Genomic DNA, 23,427 nt, shown 5'->3' with positions numbered 1-23,427 from the left:
TTAGAGATAAGTAGATGTAATAATAAATAACGGATAGAATGCTCGCTCTTTTATTATAGATAAGCCCAAAATATGCGAGTAATACTAGGCCCAATGGAGGGCGTGTTAGATCATTTGATGCGAGAGATCTTAACGGAAATCAATGATTATGATCTTTGCGTAACAGAATTTGTACGCGTAGTTGACCGAAAACTACCAGAGCATGTTTTTACTCGCTTGTGTCCAGAATTAACAACTAATGCCGCAACCAAATCTGGCACGCCTGTTTTTGTTCAATTGCTGGGCCAAGAACCGAATTGGATGGCAGAAAACGCTGTTCAAGCGGTAACCTTTGGCGCAAAAGGTATTGACTTAAATTTTGGCTGTCCTGCAAGGTTAGTTAATAGAAGTCGAGGCGGTGCCGCACTGTTAAAAGAGCCAGAGTTAATCTATAAAGTAGTCAAAGCCTGTCGTGATGCCGTGCCAAGTAATATTCCAGTGACGGCGAAAATTCGCCTTGGCTGGGAAAACCCAGAAGACTGTTTTGAAATAGTGGACGCGATTGAACAAGCGGGTGCCAATGAGATCACTATTCATGCTCGAACAAAAGTTGGTGGCTACAAAGCCAGTGAGATCAAGTGGCCATATATTAAACAGGTCAAAGATAAATTCTCGATACCTATTATCGCCAATGGTGAAATATGGAATTACCAAGATGGACAGAATTGTATCGCAACTACCGGTATCGATTCTTTAATGGTCTGCCGAGGGGCATTTAACATTCCCAATTTAGGTAATGTAGTTAAATACAACCACCCCGCTATGCCTTGGTCTGATGTGGTCGAGCTACTGCTGAAATATTCCCAATACGAGATGAAAGGTGATAAAGGCCTATATTATCCTAATAGAGTAAAGCAGTGGCTGAACTATTTACGTAATCAATACAATGAAGCAGATAACCTATTCCGGGACATTAGAACCTATAAAACGGCTGATCCCATTGTTGCTCACATTGAGCAATATCAGAGTAAACTTGGCATAAAAAACCCTGTGTAAGCTAATTTTTAATTACACAACCTGGTTAGATGTAACAATGAGCTCCCGACTTTTCAGCCAAAAAATTCAAAGTGAAAATACGAGTAGAACGAAAAAACCCTCTGTTAACAGAGGGTTTTTGCTATAGATACAAGAACAACTTAACTTAACAATAAACTATCATCCGTTAGTTCTTCACCACGTACTTTAGAAAACATCTCTAATAAATCAGGCACTGCCATACTGGATCGCTGCTCGCCTGCAACGTCCAGTACGATTTTACCTTGATGAAGCATAATAGTTCGATCACCATAAGCCAAAGCATCTTTCATTGAGTGCGTAACCATCATCACTGTCAAATTAAATTCTTTAACCACCGTTTGAGTCAGCTCTAGAACAAATGCTGCCATTCTTGGGTCCAGTGCCGCGGTATGCTCATCAAGCAGCAATAATTTACTGTCTGATAATGTCGCCATTACCAAACTCACTGCTTGACGCTGACCACCAGAAAGTAGGCCAATATTATCGCTTAATCGATCTTCTAAACCTAAGCCTAGGATGCTAATACGTTCTTGAAATAATTTTTTACGCTGAGAAGAAATTGAACGCGCCCACCCTCTGCGTTTACCACGCATGTAAGCAAGCGCCATGTTCTCTTCTATGGTCAAATCACCACATGTACCAGCTAATGGGTCTTGAAATACACGAGCGCACTGACTGGCTCGTTGGTCAACTCTTTGGTTAGTCACATCTAAATCATCAATACGAACTCTACCGCCGACCATTGGTGTTTCGCCTGTTACGGCACCAAGTAAAGTAGACTTACCTGCTCCATTTGAACCAATTACGGTTAAAAATTGATGCTCAGGCACCTCAACCGACACACTTCTGAGTGCTTTATTTTCTAAAACGGTTCCAGGATTAAAAGTAACTTGTATGTTTTCTAAATGAATCATGCAACATCTCCTGATTCTTTTTTGCCTTTAGATGCACTGCTATCGTCAGTCGGCGCACGCGACTTTTTGGCTTTTAAATTACTTTTTACTTTCGGTGCAATTAGCGCCGCTGCAACCAATATTGCTGTGACTAAATTTAAGTCTGATGCTTGTAAACCAAACATTCCTGAGCTCAAAGCAAATGCAACGGCTAAACGGTATAACACCGAACCAATAATTACCGCGGCAACAGCCATCCAAATTTTTCTGCCCGGTATCAAGGTTTGCCCCAATATCACGGCGGCTAAGCCAACTACAATAGTGCCTGTCCCTGAAGTTACATCGGCAAAACTGTTGGTTTGCGCAAATAAAGCACCAGCAAATCCGACAAAGCCGTTAGATAAAGCCAAACAAAAATAGGTATAAAATGCGGTGCTTGCCCCTTGCGCTTTAACCATGCGCGCATTGACACCTGTGGCACGCAGGCCTAAGCCAAAGTCACTGTTTAATAAGCGGATAACAAACCAAGCAGAAATGAGGACTAACACACCGACTAAAATAGGTCTGACATACATAGAATCGCCGTATGCTTCAAATGGCGTCAGAATAGTATCCGAACCCAATAAAGCAATATTTGGACGGCCCATAATGCGAATATTAATCGAGAAAGCAGCAATCATCGTTAGTATGGAAGCCAACAAATGCAAAATACCACAACGCACGGCTAAAAATGCTGTTACCCAGCCAGTCGCACTAGCGGCAATAATGGCTAAAAAAGTAGACAGCCAAGGATCTAAGCCTGCAACAATACCTGTAGCAGCAACCGCTGCTCCCATAGGGAAACTGCCATCGACAGTAAGATCAGGGAAATCCAGTACTCTAAACGTTAAATAAACGCCTAATGCCACTAACCCATAAATCAAGCCTATTTCTAGCGCCCCAAAAAATGCAAAAGCAGACATACATACTCCTTTTCTGCTTGTACCAACGTTATAATTCTTCGTTAGTAAAAAACTTTCGACCAATCTTGCATAGATTGGTCGAGAGGTGTTTCTTTGACCTGTTACAACATTACGCTATCGAAACAGAGTTACTTAACATCCGTGGCGCGATCTAATACCGATTGAGGAATAGCAATACCAAGTTTGTCTGCTACCGTTTTATTAACGATAAGGTCTGAACCTTTCGCTACTCGTACTGGGATATCACCTGGGTTTTGGCCTTCAAGGATCGCTACTACGTAGTCTGCTGTTTGCACACCGATTTGATAATAATCAAAACCTAATGCCGCAATTGCACCTGCGTCAATATAAGTGGTTGTCGCCGCAAATACTGGTGTTTTCGCTTGATTAGCCGCAATAGTCATGCCTTCAATCGCGCTGGCCACAGTGTTATCTATCATGGCATAAATCACGTCAGATTTAGCTGAAATGGCTTGAGTCGCACTTTGTACATCCGCACTTTTAAGTGCCGTCGCTTCAACTAACTCTAACCCATTAGCAGCAAGGCTTTCTTTTAAAAGCGTCATTAGACTAACCGAGTTTGATTCACCTGGGTTATAAACCACACCAACTGTTTTCGCGTCTGGCAGCAACTCTTTAATTAATTCTACGTGCTGAGCGATTGGTGATAGATCGGAAAGCCCAGTTACATTTTTACCTGGTTTTTCTGCATTACTTACTAATTTAGCACCAACAGGGTCGGTAACTGCGGTAAAGACAATAGGAAGATCACGAGTAGCGGCAACAAGTGCTTGTGCAGTAGGTGTCGCAATACCAACTAATACATCCGGACGCTCACCAACATATTGGCGCGCTATTTGAACAGCAATGGCTGGATTGCCTTGTGCCGTTTTAAAATCAAACTCTAAGTTTTTGCCTTCTTCGTAACCTTGGGCTTTTAGTCCATCCAAAAGTCCTTGACGAGTAGCATCCAGTGCCGGATGTTCAACAATTTGAGAAACAGCAACTTTGGCTGTTTTAGCGATAACACCCGTAGAAGAGAGCAACGCGGCTCCCGCCATAACTGCAGTCGCAATAATTTTACCTGCTTTCATCTTAACTCCTTGATTAGCAATATTTTTAGCGCAAAACTGTGCTTAAATTATTTTTGTTTTTGACTTGTACGTATTTGTTTACGCTTACGTAAACATTTTTACCAGTAACCAGAGCGGAATGGAAGAAGAGTTTGTTATTTATTAAGGTAATTAATAGAAATGAGAGGTTTTATCGCTAATAACGCTGTTTTATTTTTATTACGAATCAACCACGGTCAAAACAGAGGTTAAAATTAAAACCAACGCTCCAACGAAGTTTTATCTAACTGTCTAAAAGCACGGTTTAATAAAACGGCTAACTCTTTATAACGTGGTTTTTGTTTTATAGGTTCAACAGCAAAGCCTGATTCTTGTATTTTTTGATGCAATTCTCGATACCAGCCAGCCAGAGCGGGAGGTAATTTAGTATTAGAACGATTGCCCAACCACCAGATACCCTGCAACGGTAAACTAATTGCAAATAAAGCAGTCACTATTGCTTGAGGCATGGCTTGAGTATTTTCAAAGCTCATCTGAATTAAAATACTAATTGCCGCTACTGCAGGCATCACTTTAATACCAAACCGAGTCGCTTTAATAATTCGATGTTCTGGAAAAATAGGCGATAGCTCCTTTCTCATCGGCCATACATCCATATATTTTTGTCCGCTTCGCAGATTACCGATCAGCCCAGAATTCGTACTCATTTGCACCTCGCACTAAAAAAATTTTGAATTATTCAACATTAATTATAAAAATATTGACGAAAATTAAAAATTACTCAATTTTTTTTTGTTATCTTAGTCTATTATCGCTATTCTTTGCGCTCCATCAATATCATTGTTGCTGTTATTTACAATTTAGGCAAATTTATGATGGTAAATAGCACGGATTGCTAGCGTGGTCATAAAATACCGACCATGTTTACATAATGGATAATGATGTTTTTTTGACCAAGGATATTGAATGACTTTCACAGTCAGTTATTCTTGAGATTCATTTTCAACCAAACTGATATTTTCAGACGATTAACAGGTAGTCACTCATGTCTAAGCTAGTTTTAGTTTTAAACTGCGGTAGTTCTTCACTTAAATTTGCTATTGTAGATGCCGATAATGGTAACGAGCATCTAACCGGCCTTGCAGAATGCCTTCACCTTCCAGAAGCTCGTATTAAATGGAAGCTTGATGGTAAACACGAGGCGCAACTTGGCGACGGCGCCGCACACGACGAAGCTTTGTCATTCATCGTAGAAACTATTCTTGCTTCTAAGCCAGAACTTTCTAATTCTTTATCTGCCGTTGGTCATCGTGTTGTTCACGGTGGTGAAAAATTCACTCAGTCGGTATTAATCAACGACGAAGTAACCAAAGGCATTGAAGATTGTGCAGCTTTGGCTCCTTTACATAACCCAGCAGCGATTGTTGGTATTAAAGCCGCTCAAAAAGCTTTCCCTACCTTACCTATGTCTGCTGTATTTGATACTGCATATCACCAAACAATGCCTCAAGACGCTTATTTGTATGCTTTGCCATACAATCTGTATGAAGAGCACAGTATTCGTCGTTACGGCATGCATGGTACCTCTCATCTATTCATTGCACGTGAAGCAGCGGAACGTCTAGCTAAACCAGCAGATGAAGTCAACATCATTAACTGTCACTTAGGTAACGGTGCATCTATTTGCGCAATTAAAAATGGCAAATCGGTAGATACTTCTATGGGACTTACTCCATTAGAAGGTTTAGTAATGGGCACTCGTTGTGGTGATATTGACCCAGCTATTATTTTCCATTTACACGATACACTTGGTTACTCAGTAGCAGACATCAACACGATGCTGACTAAAGAGTCTGGCTTACAAGGCTTAACTCAAGTGACATCTGATTGTCGCTATGTTGAAGATAACTACCAAGACAAAGAAGACGCAGCTCGCGCTATGGGCGTATTCTGCCATCGTTTAGCTAAATACATTGCTGGTTACACCGCGACACTTGATGGACGTCTTGACGCCATCGTATTTACTGGCGGTATTGGTGAAAACTCTAGCCCAATTCGTGAGCTAGTATTAAACCGTCTAGGTATATTTGGAATTGAAGTTGATAATGACAAAAACCTTAAAGCTCGCTTTGGCGGAGAAGGTGTCATTACGACTGATGACAGCCGCATCCCTGCAATGGTTATCTCTACAAATGAAGAGTTAGTTATTGCTGAAGATACTGCACGACTCGCAGGTCTTTAATTAAATGAACTGGCTAACTTTGTTAGCCAGTTTTGATTTAGGTTTCGCAATATATGTAAATATTAGCCAAGCCTTTCCTTTAAACCAGAGGTATTCTAAGAATGTCCCGTACTATCATGCTTGTACCGATTAGCGCTGGAGTAGGCCTTACCAGTGTCAGCTTGGGTGTTATCCGTACAATGGAACGTAAAGGCGTAAATGTTGCGTTCTTCAAACCTATTGCCCAACCACGCCACGGTGGCAACCAACCCGATCTAACTTCAACCATCATCAATACAAACAGTGATATTCAAACATCGCCGTCTATTCTTATGCATGAAGCCGAATCTCTTATCGGTAACGAAAAGATGGATGAGCTGCTAGAAACCATTGTTGGTCGTTACAATGAATTGAGCAACGCAGAAGTTATTCTGATTGAGGGATTGGTCCCTACCCGTAAGCATCCATTTGCGAACCAAGTCAACCAAGAAGTTGCCAAGACATTAGGTGCAGAAATTGTCTTCGTTGCTACACCGGGCACTTATAATACAGCGCAATTAAGAGAGCGTATCGAGTTAGCCGTTTCTAACTTTGGTGGTACAAAAAATAAGAGCATCTCTGGTGTTATTATTAACAAACTTAACGCACCTGTTGATGATGCGGGCAGAACACGTCCCGATCTTTCAGAGATTTTTGATGAAGCAGATGCGGCTAAACAAGCCAACATCAAAACAATGGAAATCATTAATGCAAGTCCAATCCGTGTTTTAGGCTGTGTGCCTTGGAGCATTGATCTTATCGCGACTCGCGCTATTGATATGGCCAAGCACTTAGACGCTGAAGTGATACACGAAGGCGACATGTATAATCGCCGTATTAAGAGTATTACCTTCTGTGCGCGTTCGCTACCACACATGGTTGAACACTTTAAACCTGGCTCATTGTTAGTGACGTCTGCTGACCGTCCAGACGTGATTGTAGCAGCGGCTTTGGCAGCAATGAACGGCGTTGAAATTGGTGCTATTCTTCTTACTGGTGGGTATGACTTACCAAAAGAAATTACTAAAGTATGTAAACGTGCTTTTGAAACCGGGCTACCTATTTTTAAAGCGCAAGGTAATACATGGCAAACATCACTTAACTTACAAAGCTTTAGCTTAGAAGTCCCTGCTGATGATAAAGATCGTATCGAATTTGTAAATGATCATGTTGCCAGACACATTGATGGGCCTTGGATTGATTCTTTATCAGAAGGTACGCAAGGCATTCGCCGTCTAAGTCCACCAGCTTTCCGTTATCAATTAACAGAATTCGCACGCCGTGCAGCCAAACGTATTGTATTGCCTGAAGGTGATGAGCCTCGTACAGTAAAAGCAGCAGCGATTTGTGCTGAACGCGGAATCGCAACATGTGTTCTTTTAGGTAACCCCGAAGAAATTCGTCACGTTGCAGCGCAACAAGGTGTTGAGCTTGGTGCTGGTGTTGAAATTATAGATTCAGCAGCCGTTCGCGAAAAATATGTTGCTCGTCTTGTTGAGCTACGCTCGAAAAAAGGCATGACCGAAGTTGTTGCTCGTGAAAAACTAGAAGATTCTGTCTTCCTTGGCACAATGATGCTTGAAGCGAATGAAGTTGATGGTTTGGTTTCTGGCGCGGTTCACACCACAGCTAACACCATTGTTCCTCCATTCCAGATCATCAAAACAGCGCCAGGCGCGTCTATCGTATCATCAGTATTCTTCATGCTACTGCCTGACCAAGTATTAGTATACGGTGACTGTGCAATCAACCCAGATCCAACCGCAGAGCAACTTGCAGAAATCGCAATCCAATCTGCAGATTCTGCTATTGCATTTGGTATTGATGCTCGTGTAGCCATGATCTCATACTCTACTGGTGAATCTGGTAAAGGTGCAGATGTAGACAAAGTACGTGAAGCAACCAAACTTGCTCAAGAGAAACGTCCAGATCTTATTATTGATGGCCCACTTCAATACGATGCAGCGATCATGGAAAACGTAGCGGCTTCTAAAGCACCAAACTCTCCTGTTGCAGGTAAAGCGACCGTGTTTGTATTCCCTGACTTGAATACGGGTAACACAACCTATAAAGCTGTACAGCGTTCTGCTGACTTGGTTTCTATTGGTCCAATGCTTCAAGGTATGCGTAAGCCTGTTAACGATTTGTCTCGTGGCGCGTTAGTAGATGATATTGTTTATACTGTAGCGCTAACGGCTATTCAGGCAGAGCAAGCAGCACAAACTGAAACTGCAAAATAACACACAATATTTGTTGTTAAAGCGAACACTGGCGAGATAAAACACCGCAAGTAAAATAGAAAAAACCCCGATATATTTTGTCGGGGTTTTTATTTATAGTATTTTATTATCAAAAGACTTCTGATTTTGATAACACGCTTTGGTCTATACGATAGTCTATGCGATTAAGCCTGAATACCAACAATTAACCAAGGAGCATTGGCTACGGTTAAATCACGCTCTAAGTGCCAAACATCATTAATATCTTCTTCAATCCCTTCCACTGCATCACGATAGCGACCATTAAACTGTAAGCTTAGCTGAGCAGTAGAACCGTCATAATCTGCGCGAACAATTTCTGCGTCAACGTACATAACATCGGTGTGCTGTTCACCTTGCAATTGAGCTCTTTCTGCTTTCAAATCTTGATATAAGCTCGCAGAAACATACTCTTCTATAGTATTTAATTCGTTATGATTCCATGCGCCTTGCAGTATTCTATAATGCTCACGAGCACCATTTATAAAGGCAGCTTGGTCAAAATCAGGCGCAAAATTGTGCGGAACATCCGCCTTGCCTGCAGAACCAAACCCAGTAGACGACGAAGCTTGATCTGTCCCTTGGAACTTCATCGATGAATCACTAGTTTGTTGATGACCCGCTTGTTGATGATTCTGGTTTTGATAATCAGAATTTTGATGACCAGCCGTTGAATAAGCCTGCTGGTTCATTCCGCCCGCTTTTGCGGCAAGTATTCCGCGCAAAAACTTAAAGCCAAAATAAGCAATCAAACCAATAATGAGAATATCCATAAATTGAATACCATCAAATGCGCCGCCAAAAAACGCCGCCAGTAATCCACCAGCAAGCAAACCGCCCATTAAACCACCGAGTAACCCACGCTTATTACCTGCTGATGCTTGCGATGGATCTTTCTTCAATGAATTGGTATTTTGCTGAGCCTGTTTTGGCGCAGGAGCCGTCTTAAAGCTTTTACCAAAAGATTTTCCGCCACCGAAACGTTTTGCTTCTACCGTAGGAGATGTGGTTACCGTAAACATAATAAGCGCAACCATTGCTAAAATACTTCTCATTTTGTTCTTCAATTTCATTCAACCTTATTTTTATTTTTGACTAGACCCAAACGACTTTAAAATGTAGGTAGGAAAACGCGTTTAAGCTTAGGGCCATTGTACGTATTTTTGCATCATATATGTAAATTTCGAATAATTAAATCTTTTGTATCACTCTGAGTGTTGCTAAATATTACAGGGCAAAATATCTAATAAATTCCTAAGCATAAATCTTGACCTTTTTTACATGACACATAAAATAATGAACATTGTTCATTATTGAACGGACTCTGGCGACAAGCGAGTAACTTGTTCAACCTAAATAAACCGGCACATGGAAGTATGGCACGAAGAAATGATCACACTCGAGAAGAGCTTATTAATTTAACGCTAAATAAAGCAAAAGAATTTCTAGCTGATCAACCTCATCATAAGTTAAGTCTAAGAAAATTAGCTAACGCAATAGATTACGTACCCAGCACCTTGGTCAATGTATTCGGTAGCTACAACTTATTGCTGCTACAAGTTGTCGCTCAAACTGTGGATGAGCTGCAAGCTGACGCTGCTAAAACGCTTGAAACATCGGCGAACCCGCAAGATGCCTTATATAATTTAGCCTACTGTTATCACGATTTTGCTCAACATAACCCCTATCGTTGGTGTCTGATATTTCAGCACTCGATGAATGGTAAAGACTTACCAGACTGGCAGTCCCAACGTATTCATAAAATGACCAGCATGTTAGAACATTTGGTTGCTGTTATATCGCCAGAAAAATCACATGAAGAGGTGGTAGAGTCGAGCCGGGTACTTTGGGCTGGCGTGCATGGAATTACTCAACTCAGTGTGGATGATATGTTTTTTACTTCAGAACCTATCAATGGAAAAGCACTCATTAGTAATCTATTAAGTAACTATTTAAAGTAGTCTCTCATCCAAGCATGAATTAAAATAAGGTCTAGCATGGCAGCAAAAAAAACGTCAAGTTTGTTTAAAAACTCACTATTGACGCAGCAACGTTTTTTACCTTATTTTATTACTCAATTCTTGGGTGCCTTTAACGATAATGTATTCAAAAATACCTTATTAATTTTAGTCGCTTTTGCAGGAGTTGATGCGTTAGCGATTTCGCCAAATTTATTTATTAATCTAGCCGCCGGGCTTTTTATTCTGCCATTTTTCTTGTTTTCAGCAACCGCAGGAGCATTAGCGGATAAGTACGATAAAGACTGGTTTATACGTAAAGTAAAATTACTCGAAATAGTCATTATGCTATGTGCCGCAATCGGGTTTATCACCCAGAGTTACCTAGCGTTATTAATACTGTTATTTTTAATGGGAACTCAATCAGCCTTCTTTGGTCCCGTTAAATACTCTCTTTTACCTCAGCACCTCAAAAGTGACGAACTTTTATCTGGCAATGCTTTAGTTGAAACCGGTACATTTCTGGCTATTTTATTGGGGACAGTGATTGCTGGTGTTATAACCTCGTTCGACAATGCCATTTATATCGCTTCATTGTGCGTCGTATTATTTTCAATCCTCGGATACCTCGCGAGCCGTTTTATTCCATCAACGCCAGCAGTTAATCCCAATAGCTCTATTGGTTGGCAACCGATAAAACAGACCAGAACGACATTGCGCATTGCTAAACAAGATAAAATCATTTACAAATCGATTCTAGCAATAAGTTGGTTTTGGTTTTTAGGTGCAAGTTACCTCACTCAATTTGCGACTTTTACTCAACAATATTTAAATGGTAGTGAAGCAGCCGTTTCGTTCTTACTGGCATTATTTTCGGTTGGCATAGCGCTTGGTTCTCAACTATGCGACAAACTATCTAACCACCGTATTGAGTACGGTATTGTGCCACTAGGCAGTGTTGGTATTAGTCTATTTGGCTGTCTATTGGCTTTTTCTGTTCCAGATAATCTACCGCCATTGATTCAGTTTTCTGACTTTGTTAATTATACTGCGCTGTGGCCGACCTTTATGTATTTACTGTTACTTGGCGTCTCTGGCGGGTTATTTATTGTTCCGCTCTATACCATAATGCAAATGAGAGCAGAACAAGCACAACGTTCACAAGTTATTGCCGCTAATAATATCTATAACGCGCTCTTTATGGTGGCAAGTGCGATAATGGGCATTATCTTACTTGGCTTAATAGAACTCTCTATTCCAATTTTTTTCTTGATATTATCTTTATTAAATTTGCTGATTGCTGTGTCTTTATTTATACAAGTCCCCATCTATGTTGTCCGATTTCTAGTACGGTTATTCGCACATTTAATTTACCGCGTAAAACAGGTCAATTTACATCATCTACCGAAAAAAGGTGGCGCACTGTTAGTCTGCAATCATGTAAGCTATATGGACGCTTTACTACTGAGTGCGGTGAGTCCACGATTAATTCATTTTGTTATGGAACAAGACTACGCCAACTTTAAGCCCATAAAGGGATTTTTAGCTAAAGCGGGGGTCATCCCCATTTCATCAAACGATACTCGATCGATAGTAAAAGCGTTCAAAAGCGTGGAACAAGCGCTTGCAGAGGGTAAAATTGTTTGTATTTTTCCTGAAGGAAAGTTAACTCCAAATGGTGAAATACAACCTTTTATGCGTGGCGTCGAGCTTATTCTCAATCGTTCAGCAGTTCCGGTTATTCCATTGGCATTAAAAGGCATGTGGGGCAGTTATTTCAGCCGTTACAAAGGTCGAGCTTGTAGAGGGTTTCCACGTAGATTTCGAGCCAAGATAGAAATTGAAGCGGGTTTGGCTATTTCACCAAAACAAGCAAGCGCCCATTATATTCATCAACAAGTGCAACAGCTAAGAGGCAATAATCAATGAGTAAAAACAACCTAGTATTTTTTATTGTTGCCGCAACATGTCTAACACCTTGGATTTCGTCGCCTACCGCGTTGGTTATGGGGTTTGCCTTATCCAGCTTAGGTTTTGTTCCTCAAACATTACCTATTGGCAAAATAACCAAAAAACTCCTCGCTTATTCTATTGTGGGTCTGGGGTTCGGTATTCATTTTCAAGAAGCATTAGCAGTGACAGGGCAAGGCATTGGGATGATCATTGTCTCTATCTTTGGCACGTTGACCATTGGTACCTTGATAGCCAAAAAAGCAGGATTAAATAGAGAAGGCGCCTACTTAATTTCGGCTGGTACGTCTATATGTGGCGGTAGTGCAATTGCGGCAGTTTCTCCTGCAATAAAAGCCTCAGACGAACAAACAGGGCTGGCATTGGCTGTGGTATTTGTTCTTAATTCAATCGCCTTATTTATTTTTCCATTGATCGGCCATGCACTCAATTTAGATCAACATACCTTTGGCACATGGGCAGCAATCGCCATTCATGATACATCATCTGTGGTTGGGGCAGCATCTGCTTATGGGGAAGAGGCGTTAAAAACAGCGACAACACTTAAACTGGCACGAGCATTATGGATTGTTCCAGTGGCTTTTATTAGTGCCTTACTGTTCAACAATGGTGAAAATAAAGTCAGAGTGCCATTCTTTATTGTATTTTATTGTGCGGCAATATTAATTAGCGATTATCTGCCTCAATTCGACAACATTTATGACTCTATTTTTGTGATAGCCAAACAGACTTTAGTGGTTTGCTTGTTTTTAATTGGTTCAAGTATTTCTTTAGATAAATTAAAAGCGGCAGGCGCTAAACCATTACTTTTCGGTGTATTTTTGTGGGTGGCAATCTCAACTCTGTCGCTTGCTTGGTTGACTCTTGCGTAGATAAAGATAATAAACAACCAATAAAAATGCGCTCAACTCTGCCAAGGATTTAATAACACCTTGAGTGAACAACGCAAGCGTAATCAATAATATTGCACAAATGATGCTTAAAAACTTCATGTAATCGCCCTCTAATAACTTCTGGGCATATTATTAAGCTTTCTTATACGAAAATAAATTCATTTTTGGACTAAGAAATAACCAATTGTTTGGTTGAATTATTGCTTTATTCGCTAATCAAATAAGTTAGCTAACCAATTAAATTAACTAACCTATTAAATTAACTAACCAAAGTATAATTGGTAATATTCTCGCTAAACCATTGTTTTATTTTTGCTCGAGGGATTTTAATCGCAGAGGATTGGCTAATAAATTCTGGCATTAAAACATAGTCTATCGGCCATTTAAATTTATCCAATTGTTTCGCAATAACTTGTTCATACTCACTTTTATTTAGCAATTTTTCGCATTGTACAACCGCAACCGGCCGAGCACCATAAGCACTGTCTTTTACTGCAACAACCATTACACTCTTTACCTGTGGATGGAACGATAGCGCTTTTTCAATTTCCTCACAGTGGATATTTTCTCCTCCTGAGATAAATTGATTATCGGCACGACCAAGAATGCAGATTTCGTCTCCATGCCATTCGCCAAGATCTTTACTATCAAACCAACCATTGTCGGTTAAAGGCGTAATGAAACCATGAGAAAAATAACCTGATGCTAATGTTTCACCGCTAATAAAGATTCGCTTGTCATCAATTTTAATGTTGCGTTTAGGCAGTAAAAAACCGACCCCTACTCGACCGTCAACCGGTTTAGCCATTACCGTCGAAGCCGCTTCTGTCATACCATAGCCTAACCACGTATCAATCCCCCGTTGGTTGGCTGCTTGCGCAAGAGTAATGGGTATATGACTTCCTCCCAGTAACACTCTTGTCAAACAAAGTGACCGTCCATCATCTAATAAGCGTTTTAATTGAGTAGTAACAAGAGAGGCATGAGTAACCTGTTGTAAATCTTGATAGAGATCAGCTCCCTCACCAATTTTAATACAAGCTCCAGTAACCAGCCAACGCCAAACAATCGCTAAGCCAGAAACATGGTACATAGGGAGACTCAATAACCAAGTATGTTGTTTATTGAATTTGAATCGCTCCAGTAAGCCTTGCGCCGAAGCAATATGTTGTTGTTTTGTATGCGCTACCGCTTTGGCAGATCCCGTTGTCCCAGAAGTAAAAATAATGCTGGTAAGATCTTGTTCTGACACATCAGGGCATGGCGTCAGTGGCGAATCCGTATTCCAATCAATGGAGATATGCAACGGACGATAATTCGGAGCCGATACTACTTTTGCTAATGAAGTATCACATTTAGCCAATGCTGTATCACACGGTTTGTCGCCATCGGTCATATCAAAACCGCTAGAGTGGACCCAATAGTGACAATCACCAAGAACTTGTAACTTCTCCTGTAATTGATTAGCGGTCGTTGGCGCAATAAAAGCACTTATCGCACCAACACGGCTACAAGCTAAATAAGTGAGCAGTAACCCTAGGTTATTTTTAGAAACAAGTGCAACAACACCACCTCTAACAACCCCTTGTTCCAATAGAGATTGACTCAACCTGTCAACGACTGAGCCGATCTCTAGCCAAGTAAAAGCCTTACCAGCATACCTCAATGCCGTCTCTGACGGAGTGCGTTGTCGCCAACATTCCAAACCACATTCTGTGGTTGAAAGTTGAGACTTAGCCGAAAGTAAATCGTTGCTCATGAGTTAATCTATCATGTCTGTTCGTATGCCAATGTTCGGCTAAATACACTCGCTACTTTGCCAAACAACGGGTTGGTCGCATAACTTAACTAAAGGTAAAGTACAATTTGGCCATTCGACTTCAAGCTGACAACCAAACAATTTAATGGTATCTAAACCCGGTACTGTGTCAGGTGTTTGCCAATGAGAAAAGCGAGCTAACTGAGTTAAACCTAGGCTTGATTCAATACCCGAACTAATCACGGCGGTTATACCCAATCGCTTAGCCTCTTTAACCAACTCGATGCAGCGATATACAGAACCAATTAAGGTTGGCTTAATAATTAGCACCTTCGCTCCAGTCAAGGCATTCAGTTCAAAATCCGCGGTCTTTATTGCATCTTGCAAGGTTTCATCCCAAGCAATCGCAATACCAGTATTAATGGCAAAGGTAAAGCTGTTGCCGGGTTCGAAACAAGGCTCTTCAACATATTCAATTCTATGTCGAAATGAAGGTTTAATATAAGAAGAGAACTTCTCTGCTTTCTCCAGTGACCATGCTCTGTTGGCATCCAGTCTTAGTTTGAGATCGGGTATCGACTCCAAAAACAGATTAACTAACATACCATCACGGATAGGCTCGTAAATGCCTACTTTAATTTTGGCTACCTTTTTTTCTGTCGGTAAGTTTTCTAAAATTGGCAACAGTAAATCAGGGTCACCAGTACACAAGGGAGCTGCATCATAATTGCCAGCTAACGGTAATTCAGCACGTAATTCAAGCTCGGCGAAAGATAAGCCACTCGCCACAGAAGGATAAAGGTCATCGAATGGAAATTCTTCACCACTCACCCACTGTTCTAATTGAACTTGTGCTTGTTGCCCTGCTTGTTCGGTTGTTTCTCGGCTAAAGCCAACCAAAGGTGCTATTTCGCCATAACCGCTTTTACCCTGCTCAGTTAATTCAACTATCCAACCAACTCTTTCGGTTAATTTGTTCTCTCGAAGTATCACTCCGCTGTCCATAGGAAGTTGGTATTTGTATAGCTTTGCTTGACGCATAGTAATCTCAATAAAGTAATGTTGAATATCTAATGTTTAACAATATGAAAACCTACACCCGCTCAGGTTTTATGATTAAACTGAGCGTTGATAATGTGCATCATGGTTGAGGTTTACTTAAGTACGAACCTTATATTTATGGGTTCTGAGGCTTTTAATTTCAAGGTAACGTACTTCAATGCTAAGGATTTCTAGGGAATTTAGAGAAATCTGGACGTCGTTTCTCGTTAAATGAGTTACGTCCTTCTTGTCCTTCTTCCGTCATATAAAACATCATAGTGGCATTACCAGCGAGCTCTTGCAGGCCAGCTTGACCATCGCAATCAGCGTTTAAAGCGGCTTTCAAACAGCGCAACGCCATTGGGCTATGTTGTAACACTTCACGACACCAACGAACGGTTTCTTTTTCCAATTCGTCTACCTTAACAACGGTATTCACTAATCCCATGTCTAATGCTTCTTGTGCGTCATAGAAGCGACATAAAAACCAAATTTCACGCGCTTTTTTCTGACCAACGATACGAGCCATATACGAAGCCCCCCAACCACCATCAAATGAGCCAACTTTTGGCCCTGTTTGACCAAATTGGGCATTTTCCGCAGCAATGGTTAAATCGCACATCATGTGCAATACGTGGCCGCCTCCAACAGCATATCCAGCTACCGCCGCAATAACCGGTTTAGGACAGGTTCTAATCTGACGTTGAAAATCTAATACATTTAAATGGTGTGTTCCATTGTCATCACGATAGCCACCATAATCGCCACGAATTTTCTGATCACCACCAGAACAAAAAGCATCTTCGCCTAGTCCGGTAAGAATAATGACACCAACCTGCTCATCATAGCGAGCATCAGCTAGGGCTTTGATCATTTCATTCACAGTTTGCGGACGAAACGCATTGCGAACTTGTGGGCGAGCAATGGTGATTTTCGCGATACCATCTACCGATTTGTGATAGTGAATATCCTCATATCCATCACTGCAATCTGCCCATGATACTGGAGCGTAAAGTTCTTGTTCGGTCATTCCAACTGTTCTTGCCATGTTTTGATCCAATCATTGTGTTATTAACTAAAAGCGTAACGAACATTGCTCAAGTTTTGCTTTAATTAGCTGAGCAAGTTTATCAGGCTTCTCTTTATGGACATTATGCCCAGCGCCTTCTATCGCGGTAAAGTTCAACTCACTTTGCTTGGCTAAACTGAAAAATTTCTCATCTTTTTCTCCACATATGTAGTGAATAAAGCCAGTATTTGTCGCAAGTTGATCTAATAAAAAAGGTTGTTTTGCTAACGACGTCGCCATTAGCATTTCTGCAATCGCACTTCCTTGATTATGCGCTCTCTTATCAATCAATTCATCTGTTTGCTGTTTATTTAGCGATGCAAACACAGATTGCTGATACCAATCGGTTAAAACCTGTTCTATTGGTTGTTGTCGAAATCGGCATGCCCAATTTGTATCATTGGCCAATCGCTGCTGTTTTTCTTTTTGGTCAGTTAAGCCAAAATGGCCGCCTTCAATAAAACAGGCACTTATATTTAAATCTCGTAAAAAACCATGAACTAAAGCAAACATAACCAATCGAGCACCAAGAGAATAACCCACTAGCACAATCGGTCGTTCAGGTTGGTCATGTAACGCTCGCTCGACAGACATAATAGCTTGACGAATAAGTTGACCACAATGCGCAAAATCAATCGGCTTAACGACTTTACTTTGCCCATGACCGGGTAAATCAACCGTGAAACAAGTGTAGTTTGTTAGGCAATCAATCAATTCTTGCCAATCGGTACCATCGCCCAATAAACCATGTACAAAAACTAATATCGGCTTTTGTTCTTGCTCTGTTCGAGCCGCGTATTGCTTAACAAAAAGCATGAATTTTTTGTACCAAACGTTGAATATCTTGCGATGCTTGTCCAGCAGGAGTCAGCAGTTCGATAACCAATGCGCCTGATCCCGACTGTAAATGTGCAACAGAAGCATCCATTAATTGCTGTAAGCTATCTGGTTTAAGGTATTTCAAGTTAAACTGCCTGGCTGCATGTTCAAATTGATAACCATGAGGCATTTGATAGAGTGCTTGTTTTTTATCTGTCGGCACGGGTAATAAATCGAAAATAGCCCCACCGTCATTGTTTGTCACAAGGATAACTGTCGGAACGGCTGAATGGTGGTACAACGCCAGAGAATTGAGATCATAAAGTAAAGAAATGTCCCCCAACAAAAGCAACATCGCTTCATTATTAATTCGTTGTACGCCCGCCGCTGTAGCGACTAATCCATCAATACCAGACGCCCCACGATTAGAATAAGTTCGGTTACCTTTCAGCGCTGAGACCATATCAATTAACCTAACAATTAAACTGTTGCCAATAAATAAGTCGGTTTTATTAGCGATAGTCTCAAGTGATGCTGCCAAGTTGATCTCTGACAATTTGAGTTCAGAATTACTCTGAGATGGAAAAGTCTCTTTATCCCATAACAAACTTTTCACTCTAGACGCATACTGCTTTAGCTCATCGGCCCAAAATTGGTGAGTACTAGATTGCAATGTAAGGCGAGCAAGTTGATTATTAACCCACTCGACAATATTAGCGTGAATATGCGTTTGAGGCAGGCTAGTGGGATTGAGTCGCTGTTGTTGATTAGACACTAACGTATAATTGGCTTTGTTACTCGATACTTGTTGATGAATAAACCCATTCAGAGATTTAGAGACTAACCTCGCGCCAAACTGCAAGATAAAATCGCATGAAGCCAATTGCACGGCAACGCGCTGATTTCTTAGCCACAAGTCATAATGTTGCCATTCACTCGATACGCCTGACTGTGGATCACACAATATAGGCCACCGCAAAGCTTTTCCTAACGCCAACGCCTTCTCTGCTTCCGCAAGGTCAACACTACCAATAATAATCAAACCTTTATGCGCCGCTAAAAATGTAGCGTCATCATGAGCAAATGAGCGGTTGTTGACCTGTTTAGTGTACGGTTGATCATCCGTTAGCCAAGCTTGCACACCTTGTAAGTAACGATAGAAAACCGCCGTTTTTTTACTATCAGTTAAATCATCGTATTTATTTATGGCAGTGTGCTGATTTGCTTTGTTGCCATCATTACAATCAGATAGCAGATAGAGCGGCTCGGCAAACGGACAATTGATGTGTACTGGACCACCCGCAAGGCGTTGTTGAAACAACAGGTTGTCTGTCGATGACAACAGCCATTCAGCGGATATCGCTTCACTAGGAACAGGCAAATTCAAACTGCTAGTAACGTGCTCGGAATAAATACCGATCTGACTTATTGCTTGATTCGCACCACAATCTATTAATTCTGGAGGCCTATCTGCGGTTAACACCACTAGCTTTTCGCCGGTCAGCTTAGCCTCTGCGATGGCAGGCAATAAATTCGCCACCGCTGTTCCTGAGGTGACAATAATAGCAACCGGTAACAAACTCGCTTTGGCTAGTCCCAGAGCAAGAAAACCTAAGCCACGTTCATCAAAGTGAGTGTGCAAAATTAAGTTGTCTTGTATATCCGCTTCTAATGTTAATGGTGTTGAACGGGATCCCGGAGCAACACAAACATGCTGAACACCTAACCGAGTTAACTCTTCTAAAATCAATTTAGACCAAAGACGATTAAGTCGGGCTTGATTCTGCTCATCATGCTGATCAAGTTGACTCATGAAATGACTCCCAACACACTATTTTCCTCTAGTAAACTCAGTAACGTCGCCATTTTCTTGTCTAATTCATTCCATTCTACGTCCGCTTGCGAACCTTCTACAATTCCTGCTCCAGCATAAAGATGTAGCTCATTTTCTGCCACAAATGCACTTCTTATCGCCACACAAAACTCAGCTTTTTGATGGCTTATATACCCCATAGAACCGCTGTACCAACCACGCGAAAACGGTTCGTGATCATGAATGTAACGAATAGCGGCCTCTCTTGGTAGACCAGCGACTGCTGCTGTCGGCTGAAGAGCAGAAAGTAGCTGCACGCCATTGATACCTTGTTTAAGGTGAGCCTGAATATCGCGTTTTAAATGTTGTACTTTACGCAATCGCACCAGTCTTGCATCTGCTTGGACATTAATACTGTCAGAATATGGCGATAACCTATCAATGATATCATCCACGACATATTGGTTCTCAGTGAGGTTTTTTCTATCGTTGGTTAGCCAATTTGCCAACTCGGAATCTTTTTGTTGATTATTGCCACGACCAATGGTGCCTGCCAATGCTTCTGTTTCAAGTTCTTGACCATTGCGGCTGTACAATCTCTCAGGAGTCGAACCAATAAAAGCTTGTGATTCATCCAAAGCAAATAAAAAATGAAAGCTGTGTTTATTTTTAGTCCAACTCGACTTTAACAATTGAGCAGCGGATACCGCTGAATCAAGTTCCACTGTTGTCTTTCTGGCTAACACTACTTTTTTAAACTGGTTTTGCCTGATTTTTTTCAACACATCATCAATCTGGCTATACCATTTATGAGCACTTGGACAATGCTCAACAGACTGAATTTGACACTCAATAGCTGGTAATGGTGAGGCATGCACCGATAGCCTTTGCAATGCGTTAATAATCGCTGCTTTATCATCGGCAAGATTGACGCACAACGACCACTGGTTATCGAATCTGACCAGTTCTATTTGCGGCAAGAAAAAATAAGCAGCAAGGCCCTTGCTATTATTTTTAGTTGACCTATTTTCAGTTGACCTAAGGAGAGTTTCCGGCGCGTTATCAGATGATTGAGTTGAATTTGCAAAGGATTTTCCTCCCCAAATACGCTGATTTTCACCCAAAATAGTATAGGCCGGTGCAGGTTCTGAAAAAGTATGAACTTTACCAAGTGCCACAACTTCTTCACGTAAATCACGCGACTGCCAATAAAACTTTGGAAAATGAGGTTGCACCTCCAGCCAATCAATACACGCCACATTGGGCCCGCTCGTTAAAGGCTGAGCAATTCGAATGTCTTGCTCTTTCGTAGTAGCAACTTGACTAATTAGTTCATCGATAGCTTGACTAAAATGGGACAAATCCACCTCGAAATGTTTAATACACAGAGTTCATATTATGCACCGCACTCTATTTGCTGACTAGCTGCAAATCAAGTTAGATGATCACTTTTGAGTGAGTCATGAGTTCAAATAATCCTAAAGGGGTAACATCCGGTTAATTTATAACAGATTTTTATTCTAAAAATTTCAAAAGTGGTGTACTTTAATAAAATAAAATCAGAAAGATAGGGAATAGAACAATGTATAATATCGGGATGTCATCAAAACTCGATAGTGTCTGCTATGACATTAGAGGTCCAATACTCAAACATGCTAAACGCATGGAAGAAGAAGGCAATAATATTCTAAAACTGAATATTGGTAATCCCGCCCCTTTTGGATTTGATGCCCCGGATGAAATTCTTGTCGATGTTATACGTAATTTACCCACCTCTCAGGGGTACACCGACTCAAAAGGTATCTATTCAGCCCGTAAAGCCGTCGTGCAACATTACCAACGACGAGGCATTCGTAGCTTGGATGTCGAAGATGTCTACATTGGTAATGGCGTTTCAGAACTGATTGTAATGGCGCTGCAAGCGTTGCTTAACAACGGCGACGAACTGCTGGTTCCTGCACCAGATTACCCATTGTGGACAGCCGGTGTTTCTTTATCTGGCGGCACTCCAGTACATTATATATGTGATGAAAGTTCGGACTGGTACCCGGATCTTGACGATATTAAAAGCAAGATAAGCAAAAAAACCCGAGCCATTGTTCTGATTAATCCAAATAATCCAACTGGTGCGGTTTATAGTCGAGATTTTCTATTAGAAGTCATTGAAATTGCACGACAAAATAACCTGATTATCTTTGCTGACGAAATCTATGACAAAGTACTGTACGACGGAGCAACTCACACAACTATGGCTAGCTTAGCCGAAGATGTATTAATGGTTACATTCAACGGGTTATCTAAGGCGTATCGTGTATGTGGATTCCGCAGTGGTTGGATGTTCCTCACTGGCCCTAAACATCTGGCTAAAAGCTATATAGATGGATTAGATATGTTGGCTTCTATGCGTCTATGTGCCAACGTACCAATGCAACACGCCATTCAAACCGCATTGGGTGGTTATCAAAGTATTAACGAGTTGATTCTACCCGGTGGACGCTTGCTCGAGCAACGCGATAGAGCTTATGAGCTTATTACTCAAATCCCAGGCATTTCATGTGTTAAACCAAAAGGAGCGATGTACTTGTTCCCCAAAATCGACACTAAGATGTATAACATCAAAGATGATCAGCAGATGGTGCTCGATTTCTTAATTCAAGAGAAAGTATTGCTGGTGCAAGGAACGGGATTTAATTGGCCTAAACCCGATCACTTTAGAATTGTAACCTTGCCGCATGTAGAAGATTTGGAAACTGCAATTGGTCGATTTGAACGATTTATTTCAACTTATAGCCAATAAAGTCACTCAAATAGCGACTTCTATGACTTATAATGATTGAAAAAATTCTCTATGATAAAAAACGCCTTAATGGGCGTTTTTTTCGTTTTATAGATCATTATTGGTTAAGGAAAACAAAGTGAAACCACAACAAAGTACATTTATGGCTTGGGTTACTCGTATGCCGCTAATTAAACGTTGGGCATTAATGCATTGCTTTCAAGAAGAAAATGTATCGGAACACTGTCACCAAGTATCCGTCATTGCACACTTATTAACCGTGATAAAAAACAAGCGTTACGGAGGGAACCTAAGCCCAGAAAAAGCAGCCGTCGTGGCCATTTATCATGAAATTTCAGAAACCATTTTATCACGGTATTTTTTGTTTACACGACGAATATATATTAGTTAAAAGGCAGTAATAGCTAAACTCATAGGTAATAAATATAGTTTTTTCGTAATGTAAACATAATTTCTTCAGACTACCACCAACAATCAATCTATTCCCTCTTAATATTCCACTAAAATGTTTACATAAATGGCTGCAAACCGGTTGATCCTCTCTATTAATTTAGACTCCGAGTTAAGTGCGTACAATCACAATGAGCTGGTGAAATTTGCGAAATATAATCGTTAAACTAGCAGAGTAAACCATGCCTTAACTTATTACGTTCTTCCCTTAATACATTTATACCAAGCGCTGTATCATCTAAGCTTATATAGGATATATATCCAAAATTTACGTTGTATTACTGTAGCCATCGAATAGCTTTTTTGAAAGCAAATTCCTTCGGTGATTAAAACCAATCAAGCGCCTTTTTTCGTC

19 protein-coding genes are annotated in these 23,427 nt (G+C 40.9%); 8 read left to right on the top strand and 11 right to left on the bottom strand.

What is annotated here, in order from left to right:
• The first annotated feature begins 72 nt into the window (after positions 1 to 72).
• On the top strand, positions 73 to 1,035 hold the full coding sequence (gene dusC, locus ACLKML_RS16290) for a tRNA dihydrouridine(16) synthase DusC (protein WP_413284075.1): 963 nt from the start codon (positions 73 to 75) through the stop codon (positions 1,033 to 1,035).
• A 140-nt stretch (positions 1,036 to 1,175) separates the two neighbouring features.
• Here the strand turns inward: dusC and ACLKML_RS16285 are convergent, their stop codons facing one another.
• From ACLKML_RS16285 to yfbV, 4 genes are all read right to left on the bottom strand, one after another.
• Positions 1,176 to 1,970, bottom strand: coding sequence for an ABC transporter ATP-binding protein (locus ACLKML_RS16285; RefSeq protein WP_413284074.1), 795 nt, complete (start codon positions 1,968 to 1,970; stop codon positions 1,176 to 1,178).
• Entirely contained in the window at positions 1,967 to 2,911 is a 945-nt protein-coding gene (locus ACLKML_RS16280) for an ABC transporter permease (RefSeq protein WP_413284073.1), read from the bottom strand. The genes ACLKML_RS16285 and ACLKML_RS16280 overlap by 4 nt, the downstream gene beginning before the upstream one ends.
• Before the next feature lie 128 nt (positions 2,912 to 3,039).
• A complete protein-coding gene (locus ACLKML_RS16275) occupies positions 3,040 to 4,005 on the bottom strand; it encodes an ABC transporter substrate-binding protein (protein ID WP_413284072.1) in 966 nt (321 codons plus the stop codon).
• Between the two features lie 233 nt (positions 4,006 to 4,238).
• Positions 4,239 to 4,691, bottom strand: a complete 453-nt coding sequence (gene yfbV / locus ACLKML_RS16270) for a terminus macrodomain insulation protein YfbV (protein ID WP_413284071.1) — start codon at positions 4,689 to 4,691, stop codon at positions 4,239 to 4,241.
• Positions 4,692 to 5,029: 338 nt separating this feature from the next.
• On the opposite strand from yfbV, the gene ACLKML_RS16265 reads away from it, so the two are divergent.
• Entirely contained in the window at positions 5,030 to 6,226 is a 1,197-nt protein-coding gene (locus ACLKML_RS16265; protein ID WP_413284070.1) for an acetate kinase, read from the top strand.
• 101 nt (positions 6,227 to 6,327) lie between these two features.
• Positions 6,328 to 8,484, top strand: coding sequence for a phosphate acetyltransferase (gene pta, locus ACLKML_RS16260; protein WP_413284069.1), 2,157 nt, complete (start codon positions 6,328 to 6,330; stop codon positions 8,482 to 8,484).
• A gap of 164 nt (positions 8,485 to 8,648) precedes the next feature.
• Here the strand turns inward: pta and ACLKML_RS16255 are convergent, their stop codons facing one another.
• Positions 8,649 to 9,557, bottom strand: coding sequence for a Tim44 domain-containing protein (locus ACLKML_RS16255; RefSeq protein ID WP_413284068.1), 909 nt, complete (start codon positions 9,555 to 9,557; stop codon positions 8,649 to 8,651).
• Positions 9,558 to 9,878: 321 nt separating this feature from the next.
• Between ACLKML_RS16255 and ACLKML_RS16250 the strand changes: the two genes are divergently transcribed.
• The 3 genes from ACLKML_RS16250 to ACLKML_RS16240 are packed head-to-tail and all read left to right on the top strand — an operon-like array spanning position 9,879 to position 13,303.
• Entirely contained in the window at positions 9,879 to 10,463 is a 585-nt protein-coding gene (locus ACLKML_RS16250) for a TetR/AcrR family transcriptional regulator (protein ID WP_413284067.1), read from the top strand.
• 36 nt (positions 10,464 to 10,499) lie between these two features.
• On the top strand, positions 10,500 to 12,389 hold the full coding sequence (locus tag ACLKML_RS16245; protein ID WP_413284066.1) for an MFS transporter: 1,890 nt from the start codon (positions 10,500 to 10,502) through the stop codon (positions 12,387 to 12,389).
• Positions 12,386 to 13,303: a YeiH family protein gene (locus ACLKML_RS16240; protein ID WP_413284065.1), complete on the top strand. Its 918-nt coding sequence runs from the start codon at positions 12,386 to 12,388 to the stop codon at positions 13,301 to 13,303. Before ACLKML_RS16245 ends, ACLKML_RS16240 begins: the two co-directional genes overlap by 4 nt.
• Positions 13,304 to 13,583: 280 nt before the next feature.
• Here ACLKML_RS16240 and menE read toward each other — a convergent pair whose 3' ends face one another.
• From menE to ACLKML_RS16210, 6 genes are all read right to left on the bottom strand, one after another.
• Positions 13,584 to 15,083 (bottom strand): o-succinylbenzoate--CoA ligase, encoded by a 1,500-nt coding sequence (gene menE, locus ACLKML_RS16235; RefSeq protein ID WP_413284064.1) that lies wholly within the window; start codon positions 15,081 to 15,083, stop codon positions 13,584 to 13,586.
• Positions 15,084 to 15,122: 39 nt separating this feature from the next.
• A complete protein-coding gene (menC, locus tag ACLKML_RS16230; RefSeq protein WP_317716346.1) occupies positions 15,123 to 16,124 on the bottom strand; it encodes an o-succinylbenzoate synthase in 1,002 nt (333 codons plus the stop codon).
• Between the two features lie 181 nt (positions 16,125 to 16,305).
• Entirely contained in the window at positions 16,306 to 17,172 is an 867-nt protein-coding gene (gene menB / locus ACLKML_RS16225) for a 1,4-dihydroxy-2-naphthoyl-CoA synthase (RefSeq protein WP_413284063.1), read from the bottom strand.
• A 27-nt stretch (positions 17,173 to 17,199) separates the two neighbouring features.
• Entirely contained in the window at positions 17,200 to 18,009 is an 810-nt protein-coding gene (gene menH, locus ACLKML_RS16220) for a 2-succinyl-6-hydroxy-2,4-cyclohexadiene-1-carboxylate synthase (RefSeq protein ID WP_413284062.1), read from the bottom strand.
• Positions 17,996 to 19,825 (bottom strand): 2-succinyl-5-enolpyruvyl-6-hydroxy-3-cyclohexene-1-carboxylic-acid synthase, encoded by a 1,830-nt coding sequence (gene menD / locus ACLKML_RS16215; RefSeq protein WP_413284061.1) that lies wholly within the window; start codon positions 19,823 to 19,825, stop codon positions 17,996 to 17,998. The genes menH and menD overlap by 14 nt, the downstream gene beginning before the upstream one ends.
• Positions 19,822 to 21,186 carry an isochorismate synthase gene (locus ACLKML_RS16210; RefSeq protein WP_413284060.1) on the bottom strand — a complete coding sequence of 455 codons (1,365 nt, stop codon included), beginning with the start codon at positions 21,184 to 21,186 and terminating at the stop codon, positions 19,822 to 19,824. The genes menD and ACLKML_RS16210 overlap by 4 nt, the downstream gene beginning before the upstream one ends.
• Positions 21,187 to 21,407: 221 nt before the next feature.
• Here ACLKML_RS16210 and ACLKML_RS16205 point away from each other — a divergent pair, with 221 nt between their 5' ends.
• Both ACLKML_RS16205 and ACLKML_RS16200 read left to right on the top strand, forming a co-directional pair.
• Positions 21,408 to 22,622: a pyridoxal phosphate-dependent aminotransferase gene (locus ACLKML_RS16205; protein ID WP_317716351.1), complete on the top strand. Its 1,215-nt coding sequence runs from the start codon at positions 21,408 to 21,410 to the stop codon at positions 22,620 to 22,622.
• 118 nt (positions 22,623 to 22,740) lie between these two features.
• Positions 22,741 to 23,013: a YfbR-like 5'-deoxynucleotidase gene (locus tag ACLKML_RS16200; protein ID WP_413284059.1), complete on the top strand. Its 273-nt coding sequence runs from the start codon at positions 22,741 to 22,743 to the stop codon at positions 23,011 to 23,013.
• Positions 23,014 to 23,427 lie beyond the last annotated feature (414 nt).

The organism is Vibrio sp. MA40-2 (genome assembly GCF_047302445.1).
In the GTDB taxonomy this organism is placed as follows: Bacteria; Pseudomonadota; Gammaproteobacteria; order Enterobacterales; family Vibrionaceae; genus Vibrio.
This window is presented reverse-complemented; position numbering and strand designations above follow the sequence as displayed.